The sequence below is a fragment of the Microbacterium sp. R86528 genome (assembly GCF_044596335.1).
GTDB lineage: Bacteria > Actinomycetota > Actinomycetes > Actinomycetales > Microbacteriaceae > Microbacterium > Microbacterium marmarense.
Genome location: NZ_CP138996.1, coordinates 1484325 through 1499941 on the forward strand (window position 1 = coordinate 1484325; position 15617 = coordinate 1499941).

The 15617-nt window shown below is 61.9% G+C and carries 7 protein-coding genes; all 7 read right to left on the reverse strand.

What is annotated here, in order from left to right; translation table 11 throughout:
* Positions 1 to 108: 108 nt before the first annotated feature.
* Positions 109 to 2316 (reverse strand): hypothetical protein, encoded by a 2208-nt coding sequence (locus tag SJY18_RS07040; RefSeq protein ID WP_396668856.1) that lies wholly within the window; start codon positions 2314 to 2316, stop codon positions 109 to 111.
* A 305-nt stretch (positions 2317 to 2621) separates the two neighbouring features.
* A complete protein-coding gene (locus tag SJY18_RS07045; protein ID WP_396668857.1) occupies positions 2622 to 10145 on the reverse strand; it encodes a VWA domain-containing protein in 7524 nt (2507 codons plus the stop codon).
* 361 nt (positions 10146 to 10506) lie between these two features.
* Positions 10507 to 10722: a hypothetical protein gene (locus SJY18_RS07050; RefSeq protein ID WP_337339004.1), complete on the reverse strand. Its 216-nt coding sequence runs from the start codon at positions 10720 to 10722 to the stop codon at positions 10507 to 10509.
* 156 nt (positions 10723 to 10878) lie between these two features.
* The gene (gene tuf, locus SJY18_RS07055; RefSeq protein WP_337339003.1) at positions 10879 to 12072 is read right to left on the reverse strand and encodes an elongation factor Tu; all 1194 of its coding nucleotides are present in this window, start codon (positions 12070 to 12072) and stop codon (positions 10879 to 10881) included.
* Positions 12073 to 12281: 209 nt separating this feature from the next.
* Positions 12282 to 14393, reverse strand: coding sequence for an elongation factor G (gene fusA, locus SJY18_RS07060; RefSeq protein ID WP_337339002.1), 2112 nt, complete (start codon positions 14391 to 14393; stop codon positions 12282 to 12284).
* A gap of 107 nt (positions 14394 to 14500) precedes the next feature.
* Positions 14501 to 14971 (reverse strand): 30S ribosomal protein S7, encoded by a 471-nt coding sequence (gene rpsG, locus SJY18_RS07065; RefSeq protein WP_337339001.1) that lies wholly within the window; start codon positions 14969 to 14971, stop codon positions 14501 to 14503.
* Between the two features lie 5 nt (positions 14972 to 14976).
* The gene (gene rpsL / locus SJY18_RS07070) at positions 14977 to 15345 is read right to left on the reverse strand and encodes a 30S ribosomal protein S12 (protein WP_017201609.1); all 369 of its coding nucleotides are present in this window, start codon (positions 15343 to 15345) and stop codon (positions 14977 to 14979) included.
* Between the last annotated feature and the right edge of the window lie 272 nt (positions 15346 to 15617).

Sequence of the window (15617 nt, forward strand, 5' to 3'; positions counted from 1 at the left end):
ACACCCAAAAGGGCCCGCCGGAATGTGGAACCTCACTAGTCTACGTGCAGCCCGGGCGTGTCGCAAACTCGGGCGTGTCGGATTCTTGCTTGCTCAGCCCACTCCCAGTTAGCCGCTCGCGGGTACGCGGCGACGGGGCTTCGACAAGGCCAGCAGTGATAGTCCCACGAGCAGCGCAGCGATCGCACCGAAGCCGATCATCGCCGGCGTTTGGCCGCCTGTGACCGCGAGCGGCTGCGCGACGGCAACCGTTGCGCTGTCGTCGTTGCAGGCTGCGATCTCTCCTGCATCGTCGGCACCGCCCCAGCAGACCTCTGCGGTATTGCTGATGGTGCTGTCGGTCACATCACTGGCAACGGTGACACCAAGAGTGATGTCAGGGGCTGCGGATCCGATCGCGAGTGCGCCGAGCAGACTGCACTCGAGCACTCCGCCGAATCCGTCGGCGTCAGCACCGGTCACCGCGCAGTCTTCCCACCGGGGAAAGGCCGTGGCATCTGTGGTGACCTGATCTACGCGGATGCTCGCGGGAATGACGTCGGTGATCACCACCGGCTGTGCTGTCGAGTTCACACTGACGTTCTGCACTGCGAGCGAGTAGTCGAAGGTGTCGCCGGCGACGACGGTATTGACGCTCGCGGTTTTGGTGATCCGCAGGTCGGCGCTTCGCTCAACCGCGCAGTTCGGCGTCGCGGCCGGATAGCTCGTAGTGACGACGAGGGTGGGGTTCACCGTGAACGTGACTGTGGACGACCCCCGCCACGGATAGGTTTCGTATTCGGTATCGAGCACGAGGCCGTTGTAGACCAGAGACGCATCCACCGCGAGCGATCCATCGCTGTTGTAGTCCTGCTCGGCGAGCGGACGATAGCCAGGCCATTGGATGCTGTCACCGTTGCTCGCGAAGGCGGCGCCCGGCCATGCGATGCGCCCAGAATCTCCCGATACGAGCGTCTTGGTCTCAGACGCGGGCACCGCGGGCTGCGCATCAGGTGACCAGGTCATCGTAATCGGCTGCCCGACGAGCGAATCGCTCGTCTCGACTGAGTAGTAGAGGTATGGGGCGTCATTGATGCACCGCGCGTAGACGTTGGCGACAAGTTCGTCGCGAGTGATGTCGACGGAGTCGCAGTCGTTGTCGGGGTTCGCGTCGAACGGCGCATCAACACAGGCCTCATTCGTCAGCGTGCCCGATAGGGCGAGCGCAGGTGCGGGATCAGCGTCGCCGGTATCGACCTGCGCCGCGGTGTAGTCGGGAGAGGCGCTGACCTTCACCTTCACCTCGACTGTGCCACTGGCCAGCGTTGCGAGGGCGACGTCTGAAACGGTCACCAGGTTGCCGTCAACCTCAGACGACCAGCCCTCAGGCACGATGACCGACTGCACGATCAGAGCTTCGGGAACCTCGTCGGTGACGACGCCGTCGGCAACTGCAGCCGTGCCGTAATTGGTCACGGTGAGGAAGTAGCTGAATTCGGTGCCGTACTCGACGGAGTCTTGTTCACCGAGGTCGGAGTGGGTCTTCTCGATGCCCAGATCGACGAAAGTCGGCGTCGGTGTCGGTGTCGGTGTCGGTGTCGGCGTCGGTGTCGGGGTCGGGGTCGGCGTCGGGGTCGGGGTCGGCGTCGGTTTTGGGGTGGGGGTCGGTGTTGGAGTCGGAGTCGGAGTCGGGGTTGGTGTTGGGGTCGGGGTCGGGGTCGGGGTCGGGGTTTGGGTCGGTGTCGGGGTCGGGGTTGGGGTTGGGGTCGGTGTCGGGGTCGGGGTCGGTGTCGGGGGCTCGCACTCGAGCAGCGGCCAGGTGTCGGTCGAGTTCGTCTGCACGAAGGTCACGGTGAAGCCCGTGACCGTGCCGATGTATGCCGGGTAGTCGAAGGTGATCACGCCCGAGACAACTTCGACTTCGGTGAGCGGGCGCGTGGTGCCATTCGAGAAACGCAGGCCGAGGGTGTTGTACCCCCCGGCGATGTTCCGGTCGACGTAGGCATTCACTTGGGTGGTGGATGCTTCGCCGCTCGCGCGGTACTCCAGGTTGATGTGATCGCCGTTCACCAGGCTGCGACGATAGTCGACGGTGATCTCATCGCAGGACAGGTGCTGGATCGGATTCGCGGCGCCGGCGCCCGACGACACGAAGGTCGTCTGTCTTTGCTGCGCGCCCTGGTCTGCAGACGCGGCGGTCGCGATACCCGCGCTTGAACCGAGAACGAGTGCGCACGCAAGTGTGGTTGCGAGCGCGGTGCGCAAATATCGCACGATGACCTCCCCAGACGGTGCACGAAGCACCAGGCTCGACGGGTCGCTTTTTCGCTGCAGCATCCCCATGCCACAGCGGCATCCCATCTGATTCCACGACGATTCGGGTCGCCGTGTGAACAAGTGTTCGCGGCCAACGATAGCCAGAGAACCTCCTGCGCTCACCACACAAAAGTGCTGATCAAGTCAATGCTTGGCCGAAGCTGAGGCTATGCCGCTGATGGCTCTGAGGATGCGCGTTTTGCGCGCGATCAGACGCGCGATCGACACGGAAGAAACTCCCCTCGCGGCCGGCCACGAGGGGAGTTTTTGCGCACATGGCGCGGGGCGGAAGGAGCGACCGCGGGGACGACGCTCCTTCCACGCGATTAGAGCAGCAGCTTTGCGTTGCGGCGACGGCGAATCACCAGAACCGTCACACCCCCGCCGAACACAGCCAACAAGCCCAACATCACGATCGCGGCCAACGGGCCACCACCTGTCACCGGCAGCGCCGACAGCAGCACGATCGCATCGTCGCTGTCACGTCCTGAGTCCTCAGGGTCGCCGAAGGTGTAGTAGTCCACAACGGCGACGTTGGTGATGACGCTCGCGGTCGACGACGCGTTGACCAGAGCGGTCAGCGTGATCGTCGGCGCGGTCGTCGGCCCGCCGTTGTCGCTGCCCAGTGGCTGCAGTGGCCCCGTGAGCACACATTCGAGCGAACCGCCGTAGCCAGCGCTGTCAGCACCCGAGACTTCACACGTCTCCCAGTATGGGAAGGTCGTGTCGTCGTCTTCGCCTGGCCAGCTCACATCAGTGATCTTCAGGTCTGCGGGGATCGAGTCGGTCACCACAACGCCCTCCGCTGCCGAGTCGGTACTGACGTTCGCTACCGCGATGTCGTACGTGAACGACTCGCCGGGCTCACTCTTGTCAACACTGGCGGTCTTGTCCACCTCCACCTCGGTGTGACGAGCCACTGCGCACTCGGGCGTTGCCGTCGGGTACTCGGTGGTGAACGTCACTTCGGGGTTCACGCTGAACGTGCCCGTGGTCAGTCCTCGCCAGGCGAAGTCAAGCTCGCTCGGGTCGAGAATCAATCCGTTGAACACGTTCTGGGCCTGTTCTTCGGGCGTCATGATCGTCGTCGTTCCGGGCAGGTAGTACTGCCCGTCGCCGGCGAGATCAGATCGCTCGATGGCGCGCCATCCCGGGTAGTCGATTGAAATGCCCGCGGGATTGAACTCCGCACCCGGCCACGGAATCTCGTCTGACCAGGTTGCCGTGCCGCCCGGCTGAGTCATCGCGACCTGCGAGGGCGATGTTTCCGGAGTCACATCGCCATTGGTCGGCATCCACACGAAGTCGATCGGCTCTGAAACGAGCAGCTCCGACTTCGATACGGTCCACCCCAGCAACGCAGCGTCGTTCAAGCAGCTCGTGTAAACAGACGCCACGACGTCTCGTGTCGGGATGTTCTCATCGTCACAGTTGTTCGACTCGTTGTTGTCGGGGCCGTTGAACTGCTCGTCTTCAACCTGACCGGTCAGCTGCACACACGCCGTGTTGTCGAGCGACTCGAGCGGTGTCGGCACCGTGGGCGTCGCTTCGCCATGAATGACGTACGGCAACGGCGACGCAACTTCGTAAGGAAGGAACTCGACCGTCAGAGTGATCGTGGCTGACTCGCCGACTCCCAAGGCGTCGAGCGTGAGGTCAACGACGTTGCCTTCATAGCCGGGGCTCGGGCTCCAGCCGGCACCCTCCACGTCCAAGCCGACGATCTCGAGACGGTCATTGAGGTCGTCATCGGTGACCTGCAGACCGTAGGCGGTTCGCGTGCCGTAGTTCGTGACTGTGAGCACGTAGTCGAACACATCACCGGGTGCGACCGAGGTTTCGCCTTCAGGCAGCTCAGATGTCTTCACGATGCCCACGTCGTCAACGTGAACGACCGTGCAGCCGTCGTCGGTGTCTTTATAGGCACCCGATGTCACGGTCGCGTCGTTCCAGATCACGATGCCGTGCTCATAGACATCGCCGCAGGCTTCAAGCACCTGCTCGTCAGACGTAACCACGTCGACGACGGCGCTCACCTCGTAGGTGTACGAGGGGAATTGATCGCCATCGACAATCAGTTCGCCCGCTTCTACGAGCGTCCAGGTGCCCTCTCCGTTCCAGGTGGCGTTGTCGAGCGGACCACCGTCGGTCGCCGTTGCTGTCCACGACGCGCCGTCAGCAAGCGTGACACCGGCCGGAAGCACGGGCTCGTCGGTGAGAGTGAAACCTACCGGCGAGGGCAGCGGATCTGCATCCGTTTGCGGATAGCTCACCGTCACGTCATACGAGATGTTCCAAGAACCGTTCTCGTTCTGGGTGCTGGTGCTTCCGATCTTGTAGATCTCAGGGAAGACCGGCTCGGCGCACGCGTCGACCATGGTCGTCTGACCAATCGTCGACAGAGTCGCCGTGTTCAAGAAGCCGCCTGCGGGATCTGAGCTATCCGGATAGCACACTGTCGTGCCAGCTTCGATAGCTTCAGCGGCAACATCCGCCACCACGGTCACCGTGTAGGTGTGCGTTGCGCCGGCCGGTATGGTCTTCGCAACCGCGAGCACCGCGGTGCCGTCTGCGGCAAACGGATTCTCGTCGCCATCTTCGAATCGCCAGGTTGCACTGTCAACCGAGATATCTCCGCCGAACATGAGCTCGTCGCTCAAGCCGTACCTGGCAGAAAGACCCTCTGGGTTCAATTCGCCGTCGGCGGGCAGCGTCGCGACGACGCTGTATGTGATGGTCCATTTGCCGGTCTCGGCATCCTGCTGACTCGACGTCACCGTCTTGTCGATCGAGGGATACACGCGCTCTGTGACCGGAATGCATGCATCGCTCTCGTCAACGACGCTGTCGCCGACGAGAAGGTCAACGTGGTTGTACAGACCCTTGCCCGCGCCGATATCGCTGTTGCACACGCGGTCTGAAGCGGGCACGTCCGCGGTGACTGTGGCGTTCCACGTCACTGTCCACTTGTGCTCAGCAGCTGCACCAAGAGCCACCGGCTCGGGTGGGAACGAAGCTCCCGCGGTGATCGGGTACACAGTGTCGTCACCTGCGCGTTGGGCTGTCCCCGTGCCGAGGCTCAGACCATTGGCAAATCCGGGCTCGTCGTTCAGCGTGTAGAACGTGTCGTACCCGCTGGGGGTCACCGTCACTTCATAGGTGACGATCCATGCATCTGGGTTCTCGGGGTTCTGCATCGCGCTCACGCCCGTCTTCTCCACTGTCGGAAGCGCCGGGGTCGAGCACGCGTCGGCTGTGTCGCTCTCTCCGTTGGAGGTCAGCGTCACCGAGTTCAGGAATCCGCCTTCTTCGAGCGAGCCTTCGGCAGCGCACATCGTGATGGCGCCGTCTTCCCAGGCGGCTTCGGTGACTTCCGCGTTCAGCTCCACGACGTAGTAGTCGACGCCTCCCGCGACCAGCACTTTGTCTGTGGCGAGATCCGTGCCGCTAGCCGCATCGAAGCTCGTCCATGCGCTCGTCGGCACCCCAGCGTTATCACTGGTCGCCCATCGGGCAGCGCCAGGCACGATGAGCGTGCCGTCGAGCAACGGCGCGTCGGCCAGATCGTAGGTCGCGACCAGATCGGTCTCGTTCTCAACTGTGACGAGATAGGTGATCGACCAGGTGCCGTCGGCGAGCTGCTCAGTGCTGTGTACTGACTTCGACGCAGTGGCGGGAACGGTTTCGGTCTCGACGCACCCGGTGTCACTCGCAGTCGCCTCACCGGAACTGACGGTGACCGTATTGATCAGCCCGCCAGTGCCGGTTTGGGGGTCACACGAGCCGATTGATGTCGCCTGTGCTGATGCCGTCAGCTTTCCCGACACCACGAAGGTGTAGGTCTCGCCCGCGGGAATCAAGGAGTCCCCGTCCGTCGACTCCCAGATCAGCTGAGGCGAAGCGCTGGGAGCTAGCGACAAGTTCACTGCCGGAGTATCAGCGCCGTTGAGCACCGTCCACTCGCCCCCCGTCAGCGTCCAGTCATCGGGAGCCTCAGGAAGCACGTCAGTTACAGACGCTTCAACCGGCACTTCGCCCGGGTTGGCAACCAGAATCTCCCATGACACAGTCCACTCGCCCGTAGTTCCATCCTGGACGGATTGTTGCCCCGTCTTCACGATGGTGGGGAACGAAGGCTCCGAGCAGGCGTATTCGTCGTTTTCAGAGTCGCCGATCGTCAGCGAAGCTTCATTAAGGAAGCCGCCATCAGTGTCGCCTACTGGGTCTGAACATGACTGCCAGGAGTCGTTGCCCGCAGGGAACTCGGCGATCGTCGCCGTTGCCGTTACGGTGTAGACCGCTTGCGCGTTGCCTTCATCGTTCTGCGGAAGTGACGCGTTTGCGGCAAGTGACGTCTCCCACTCTGACTCAAAGTCCACAGCACCCCCACCGGCGGGGCCGACCCAGCTTGCGCTCGTCACCACGATCCCCGACCCGAAACGAAGGGTGTCATCCAGATCGTAGATGAGGGTGGACGCCTCAGATGTGTTGTACACGGTGACGTCGTAGACGACCGTCCATGTGCCGTCTGCCGCCTGAGTCGTACTCACGACCTCTTTCTCGTGGTATCCCGTCGCTTCCTTCGCGGTGTTGGTGATCGTGCACACGGCGTCCTCGCCCAGCCCGAGCGTCGCTGCGCCATCGGCAAATGTTCCGCCGTCGCACACCCACTCGCTGGCGTCGTAACCGTCGGGGCCCGCTTCTGACAGCTCATAGGCCACGCCGGCTTCGACGGCGACCGTAGCAGTCGTTGCGGTGACGCCGCCGTCGGAAGTAGTTCCCGTTGCGTCGATGACCGCGGTCTCGCCGTTCTCGGCAGCTGTCAGCGTCCAATCGGTCGCCAGCTGGGTACCCAGTCCGTTCTTGTTGTCGACCCGTTTGACGAGCGTGAGTGTGGGCGCGATATCGTCGTTGACGATTCGATAGTTCACCGTTGACCGCTCGGGAACACTCACGGTCCAGCCATCGACATCGGTCCATACGCCGCCGATCAACTGCTGGAGTTTGACCTGCTCGTAGCCCTCCGATGTCGATTCCGAAATCGTGTAGTCATGGTTCGGTCGCACCGCGATGGTGTTCGCGGGAACCATGTTCTCATTGCCATCGACTGTCGTGGGCGTCAGTCCCGTCACGGTGTCGCCGGGGTCTGCAGTCAGCTGCCAAGCGTTTGCAGAAAGGTCGCCACCGTTGTCGTTGACGACGTGCTTGCGCAATACGAGCGTGGCTGTTTCATTGATTGCTTCACAGTCGACGTGTTGGCCCAACTGCACCTCGACCCAGCCGTTGAGTCCGCCCGCACCTTCGCTGCCGCGAGTGCCGTCTTCGTTGAGGATGTAGCAGTGCCATGACCCTGTCGAGCCATCGACGGGATTGGCCCCGTCGACAACCTCCTGCGTGTACAACGGGCTACCGCCGTTTTCTGCGAGCACGTAACGAGCGCCGGGAGTGACATCTGTGAGCGATGTGGGCGCCGAGCCGGTCGGCCCGCTCAATGCGCTCTCGGGACCGGTACCCGTGAGCGTCCACGAGCTAGGGCTCGCGTCGCCCAGCACCTTCTTCGACAGCTGCAGTTGCGTGGTGCACGTCACTGTGTTCGTGATTGTCACGACATTCGGGTTCGGGTCTACGGTCATGGTGTGTGGCCCAGTGCCAGTAGCCACGTTGGTGCAGAACGCCGGAAGGCCCGTCACCGTCTCGGTGATCGCGACAGTGTCGCCCGTGTTGTAGGTGTATTGGTTTCCGAAGACGGCATTGCTGCCATCGAGCTTCAGTGTCGCTGAGCCAAAGGGACGGCTGGAGTCATCATTGTCGTAGTTCTCGCCGTTGATCACCCATTTCTTGACGACTTGCAACTTGACCTGCGGGTTTGGCGCCTGGTTGTACACCGTGCACGTAACGATCTGTCCGCCCGTCGCGTCGGCCTTGAAGCCGAAGGCGCCGTCGTTGGTGACGCTCACCGCATTTCCGCGGTCATTCTCACAGACAGCGTTCTTGCCGTTCTGCTGCACCAGCGAGTACCCGGTGCGGTCTTCTTCTGTGATCGTGACCTCGGCGGACTGGCCAGCCGCCAGAGCGTCAACCTTGAAACTGATTGCTCCAGAATCGTTCGTCACGCCGCTGCCCGGGGTCACCGTGTTGGCGCTTTCCGCATCGAAAGCCCACCCTGGCGTTGCGACGGCGTCAGAAGTGTCTCCGCCCACGGGAATCGTCAGCTTTGTCACGTTGATCGTGCTCTCGCATTGCCCCTTCGCGAGGTTTTCCAAGAAGAGGGCGAGTGCTTCATAGTTGTCGACAAGGAAGTAGTCGCTATCGGCAGTCGGACCTGAGATCGCCTGAATGTTGGCTACCGCGTCGACACCGATGCCGACCGGAATCACCCGTGTGCCTAGATCCTTCACCGCGTTCGACGAGAAGACAGCACTCTCAACCTCGCGGAATCGTGAGTAGTCGCCAGGGCCGTCAGCGCTAGGACCATAGAAGGTCGGAGTGCCATCGGTAAGCATCAGCAGCACGTCAACCTGATTCGCAGCGTCTTCAGCGACCTGCCAAAGTCCCTGATCCCAGTTCGTGCCACCGTTCTCGCCACCGGGACGGGTGAGTCCGTCGATCTTGTTTCGCACGGTGGTCGCGCCAGCACCCGTCGCGACCGACGTCAACCCAAGTGCTCCGTTGTCTGCTCCGAGCGCCGGCGCGCTCGTCGCGAACGTCCACAGCGCGAGTGTCGAGGGCGTGCCTTCGAGCGCATCCACAAAGCCGTTCGCGGCAGTCTTCAGCTCCAGAAGCTCGTCAGAACTGATCGAATTCGAAAGATCGATCAGCAGTCCGACACGGATGCCACAAGCCTGCAGCGCTTCCGGGTTGTCGAAGATGTCTGCCCAGTAGCCCGAGGACGTTTTCGCACCGTCGCCCGTGCCGACCTGCGGGTAGGTGGTGTTGGAGCCCGAACCGATCTCTGCGGTACGGAAGCTGTAGGCGATGTTGGATGCCGGATCCCCAGCGCTCAGCTCAGAGATGGGCGCCCAACCTGTTGGAGCGGTCTTCTCAACGATCCAGTAGCGCTGCCCCGAAGGAACGTCTACCGAGCAGCGTCCGGTTGCGGGAGCCGTCTCGCAGCTGCCGACCAGATTGGCAGGCGCTGTGTCAGGGGCGCTGTTCGTGCCACCGCTGTATATCTCGAACGTGGCTCCCCCGAGACCCGCTACCGCCTGGTCGCCGGTACGAAACCCGCCCTTTTGCACTGTGATCACGCCAGGCTCTGCTTTTGTCTGCGTGAATGTGCATGTGGCAGACCTGTTGTCGCTTTGGGGAAACTCCACCGAGGGGTTGGGCAGTCCGGTGGTGTCGATGTTGTTGTTGCTGGTCGTGCAACTGAACGCTGTTTCATAGCCGTCCGTGACACCGCCAGCGGGCGTGGCCGAGAGCGCGTACGTGGAGTTGCGTGGCACGTCGCGCTTCTGGCCCGACGTGAACGCGTATTCATCGCCAGCGTTGTTGTCGCGCACGGCCAGCAGCGACCAGTCTGCGGCTGTGGCGCTGCCGCCTGAAACGACGACCCTGAGCGTGAGCTCGGCGCAGTTCGAGGTGCAGTCTTCGGCGATCAGCGCAAGCGGTTGGATCTCGGTCTCGTCGGCATTGCCGGGAACGAGCGCCTCTTCCGTTGCCTTCGTCGCGGGGGTGGGCGTGGGCGTGGCGGTGGGAGTCGCCGCAGGAGTCGCCTCGCTGGTCGCTGTGGGTGTCGGGGCCATTGTCGGTGTCGCGTCTTCAGCCAGCGCGGGTGTCATGCCCGTAAAGACCAGTGCCGCCGACAGAATCGTTGCGATGCCGCCTGCATACCAGCGGTGACGCGTCACCAGCTTTCGCTGATTCTCCCGCTTCGCTCGCAAACTACGTCGCGTTACCGACTGGCCGCTTTCCCCAAAATTGCGCACGCCAAACACCGCTTTTCACCTCTGTCATCAACGACAGGTGTCCCCCAGTTTTGGGACTCCCCAGTTCGAGCTTCCGCAGTCATCACGCTTCCCCAAGCTGATCGTCGCGGACGTCTCGTCCCACCTCGAACGTAACCCGGCGCGGAGCGGCGCGGCAATCGAAACCGACAACGTGATGGTGGAACTGAGCAAAAACTGAGCTAGTTGTTATCGAGATGATTCGTGTGCTGCTCGATCGCACGACAAAGCCCCGGGCAGCAGCACCCGGGGCTAGTGAGACTGACTACTCGTCGCCTACCGACTTGTCGATCTTGCCGCGCACATCGTCGACGGTGCCATGGTGAGACTCGGGCGCCACCTTCTTGGCTGCACTCGATGCTCCGTCCAACAGGCTGTCGCTGATGTCTTCTGCTTGTTCAGACTTCACAAACCCATCGACGTGCTCTTTGTTCTGCTCGTAGAGGCCTTTGCCCTGATTTACGAGATCTCCGAAACCCATAGTTGTCTTCCCTCCCGGCGCGCGGTGCGGCCCGTCACAGCCATTGTGGCGGCGTTCGCAGACCAGCAACAGCACCTCCGGCCAATCCTGGGCGATTCTTGCGCACACAAAAAGGCCCCCGGGAATCCCCGGGGGCCTCTCTTGAAGCGGCAGATGCTACTTGAGCACCTTCGTGACCGTGCCGGCGCCGACGGTGCGGCCACCCTCACGAATCGCGTAGCCGAGGCCCTCTTCCATGGCGATGGGCTGAATCAGCTCAACCGACATGTCGGTGGTGTCGCCGGGCATGACCATCTCGGTGCCCTCGGGCAACGTGATGACGCCGGTGACGTCGGTGGTGCGGAAGTAGAACTGCGGGCGGTAGTTCGTGAAGAACGGGTTGTGACGGCCGCCCTCTTCCTTGGAAAGGATGTACGCGGTGCCCTCGAAGTTGGTGTGAGGGGTAACCGAGCCGGGCTTGACAACAACCTGGCCACGCTCAACGTCGTCACGCTTGGTGCCGCGAAGAAGCAGACCACAGTTCTCGCCGGCCCATGCCTCGTCGAGCTGCTTGTGGAACATCTCGATACCGGTCACGATGGTCTTCTGCGTCGGGCGGATGCCGACGATCTCAACCTCGGAGTTGATAGCAAGGGTGCCACGCTCGGCGCGACCCGTGACAACGGTTCCACGACCGGTGATCGTGAAGACGTCCTCAACGGGCATCAGGAACGGCTTGTCCTTGTCGCGTACCGGGTCGGGGATCGACTCGTCAACGGCGTCCATGAGCTCGACGATCTTCTCAACCCACTTCTCGTCACCCTCGAGAGCCTTGAGGCCCGAGACCTGGACGACAGGTGCGTTGTCACCGTCGAAGTCCTGCGACGAAAGAAGTTCGCGAACCTCGAGCTCAACGAGCTCAAGGATCTCTTCGTCGTCGACCATGTCGCTCTTGTTGAGTGCGACGAGCAGGTAGGGAACGCCAACCTGCTTAGCGAGCAGAACGTGCTCGCGAGTCTGTGCCATCGGGCCGTCGGTCGCTGCAACCACGAGGATTGCGCCGTCCATCTGGGCAGCACCGGTGATCATGTTCTTGATGTAGTCGGCGTGACCCGGGGCGTCAACGTGTGCGTAGTGACGCTTGGGGGTCTCGTACTCGACGTGCGAGATGTTGATCGTGATGCCGCGCTGACGCTCTTCAGGAGCCGAGTCAATCGACGAGAAGTCGCGCTGCACGTTGGTGGCCGACGGGTACTTGTCGGCGAGCACCTTCGAGATGGCAGCGGTAAGCGTGGTCTTACCGTGGTCAACGTGACCGATCGTTCCGATGTTTACGTGCGGCTTGGTCCGCTCGAACTTGGCCTTAGCCACTGGGTCCTCCTCAGGACTGTCGTGTAGAAGTTCCGGGCGCTGGTTTGCGACCGGCTCTCTACGAGGGATTGTCTCCACCTTAGTAGAGACGCGTTAGATGAAACTGTGTGTCTGCTCACGCCACCTTCGACCAAGCTTCCACACACAATATGCAGTTGTGACCGGATGCCACACCCTCCGCTGCTGCTCGGGGTGTGGCATCCGAAGTATTACTCGCCCTTTTTCTGGACGATCTCTTCAGCGACGGCCTTGGGAACCTCGGCGTAGCTGTCGAATTCCATCGAGTAGACGGCACGGCCCGAAGTCTTCGAGCGCAAGTCGCCAATGTATCCGAACATCTCGGAAAGCGGAACGCTCGCGCGAACCACCTTGACGCCGGCAGCGTCTTCCATCGACTGGATCTGTCCACGACGCGAGTTCAGGTCGCCGATGACGTCGCCCATGTACTCCTCAGGAGTACGCACCTCGACGGCCATGATCGGCTCGAGGATGATGGGCTGCGCCTTGCGGATCGCTTCCTTGAAACCGATCGAGCCAGCGATCTTGAACGCCATTTCAGACGAGTCAACATCGTGCGAAGCACCATCCATCAGGGTGGCCTTCACGCCCACCATCGGGTAGCCGGCGAGCACGCCGACGTTCATGGCGTCCTGGAAGCCCTGGTCGACCGGAGCGATGTACTCGCGCGGGATACGACCACCGGTCACCTTGTTGACAAATTCGTAGATCTTGTCGGGGGTGACTTCGAGCGGCTCGATCGCAAACTGGATCTTGGCGAACTGACCCGAACCACCGGTCTGCTTCTTGTGCGTGTAGTCGTGACGCTCAACGGCACGCTTGATGGTCTCGCGGTACGCGACCTGGGGCTTGCCCACGTTGGCCTCGACGCGGAACTCGCGCTTCATGCGGTCAACGAGGATGTCGAGGTGAAGCTCACCCATTCCCTTGATGACGGTCTGACCGGTCTCGCCGTTCTGCTCGACGCGGAACGTCGGGTCTTCTTCGGCGAGCTTCTGGATCGCAAGACCCAGCTTCTCCTGGTCAGCCTTGGTCTTGGGCTCGATGGCAACCTCGATAACCGGCTCGGGGAACGTCATCGACTCAAGCACAACCTGGTGCTGCGAGTCGCAGAGAGTGTCACCCGTGGTGGTGTCCTTGAGGCCGATAACCGCGTAGATGTGACCTGCGGTAACCGCATCAACCGGCATCTCTTTGTTGGCGTGCATCTGGAAGATCTTTCCGATGCGCTCCTTCTTGCCCTTGGTGGAGTTGATCACCTGGGCACCCGAGTCGAGGTGACCCGAGTAGACGCGGATGTAGGTCAAACGACCGAAGAACGGGTGCGTCACGATCTTGAACGCGAGCGCCGCGAACGGCTCTTCGCGGTCAGCGTGACGGGGAATGACGATCTCTTCGTCCTTGGGGTCGTGCGCTTCGATAGCGGCCACGTCCAGGGGCGAGGGAAGGAAGTCGACAACAGCGTCAAGCATGGGCTGAACGCCGCGGTTCTTGAACGCCGAGCCACAAAGCACGGGGTACAGCTCCGAGTTGATCGTCATCTTGCGGATGGCGCCCTTGATCTCGGCAACTGTCAGGCCTTCGCCGCTGAAGTGCTTCTCAAGAAGCGCCTCGTCGGACTCGGCGACCGTCTCGAGCAGCATTTCGCGGTATTCGGCAGCCTTGTCGGCGAGGTCAGCAGGAATCTCCTGAACTTCGTACTTGGCGCCCATGGTGACGTCACCCTTTGAGTCACCGGGCCACACGAGTGCGCGCATTTCAATGAGGTCGACGACCCCGATGAAGTCGCTCTCAGAGCCGATGGGCAGCTGCAGAACGAGCGGCTTGGCCTTGAGCTTGTTGATGATGGTGTCGACGGTGAAGTAGAAGTCCGCGCCGAGCTTGTCCATCTTGTTGACGAAGCAGATGCGAGGAACGTCGTACTTGTCAGCCTGACGCCACACGGTCTCGGACTGGGGCTCGACGCCCTCCTTGCCGTCGAAGACGGCAACAGCACCGTCGAGCACGCGGAGCGAACGCTCCACCTCGACCGTGAAGTCAACGTGACCGGGGGTGTCGATGATGTTGACCTGGTTCTTGTCCCAGAAGCACGTCACAGCAGCGGAGGTGATCGTGATGCCACGCTCCTGCTCCTGCTCCATCCAGTCGGTGGTCGCCGCACCATCGTGCGTTTCACCGATCTTGTGGTTGACACCCGTGTAGAACAGGATGCGCTCGGTTGTCGTCGTCTTGCCGGCATCGATGTGCGCCATGATGCCGATGTTGCGGACCTTGGTGAGGTCGGTGAGCACTTCTTGTGCCACGGGGTGTTCCTTACTTTTGGAATCCAGGTAAATCGATTATGTCGATCAGACGTGTGTGGGAGGTGGCGACTTCGCTGCGTGAGCAGCGAAGTCGCCACCGCCGCTGTTTACCAGCGGTAGTGCGCGAAGGCGCGGTTCGACTCAGCCATCTTGTGAGTGTCTTCGCGGCGCTTGACCGCGGCACCCAGGCCGTTCGAGGCATCCAGAATCTCGTTCTGGAGGCGCTCAGTCATTGTCTTTTCACGACGGCCCTTGGCGTAGCTCACGAGCCAGCGAAGAGCGAGCGTGTTGGCGCGGTGAGGCTTGACCTCAATCGGCACCTGGTAGGTCGAGCCACCAACGCGGCGGCTCTTGACCTCAAGGGTGGGGCGCACGTTGTCGAGTGCCTTCTTGAGGGTCGAGACTGCGTCCTGGCCGTTCTTCGCCTCAACGCCACGAAGGGCGGTGTACACGATCGATTCGGCGATGGACTTCTTGCCGTCAACAAGAATCTTGTTGACGAGCTGGGTGACGATAGGTGCGCCGTATACCGGGTCGTTGACGACGGGGCGCTTCGGGGCTGGTCCTTTACGAGGCATCTAACTCAACCCTTCTTTGCGCCGTAGCGGCTACGAGCCTGCTTACGGTTCTTGACTGCCTGGGTGTCAAGTGCACCGCGGACGATCTTGTAGCGAACACCGGGAAGGTCCTTAACACGACCACCACGGACGAGCACCAACGAGTGCTCCTGAAGGTTGTGACCCTCACCCGGAATGTACGCGGTGACCTCGGTGCCGTTGCGAAGCTTGACACGAGCGACCTTGCGCATCGCCGAGTTCGGCTTCTTAGGCGTGGTCGTGTACACGCGAGTGCAGACGCCTGCCTGCTGGGGGTTCGACTTAAGTGCTGGCGCTTTGGTCTTGGTGACCTTGGGCGAGCGACCCTTGCGAACCAACTGCTGAATGGTTGGCACGTTCTCTCCTTGTTGTGCTGCACGGTTCTTTAGTTCCGCACAGGTGCTGCACGGTGTTGTTGGTTCCGCACAGGTGCTGCACGGTGACAGCTTCGTGGTTTCACCACAAACCCACCGGCGCAACAAAAGTCATCGCGATTTGTGTGGTGGGTATGCCGTGGGGGCGACCTGTTCGCAGGCCTCTCCCTGAAGTGTGTTGCGACACACCGAGTCCGCACCGAGGCACGGCAGACGGCGTGCACTAGCACACACCCGGTCAATGATACGCGGGA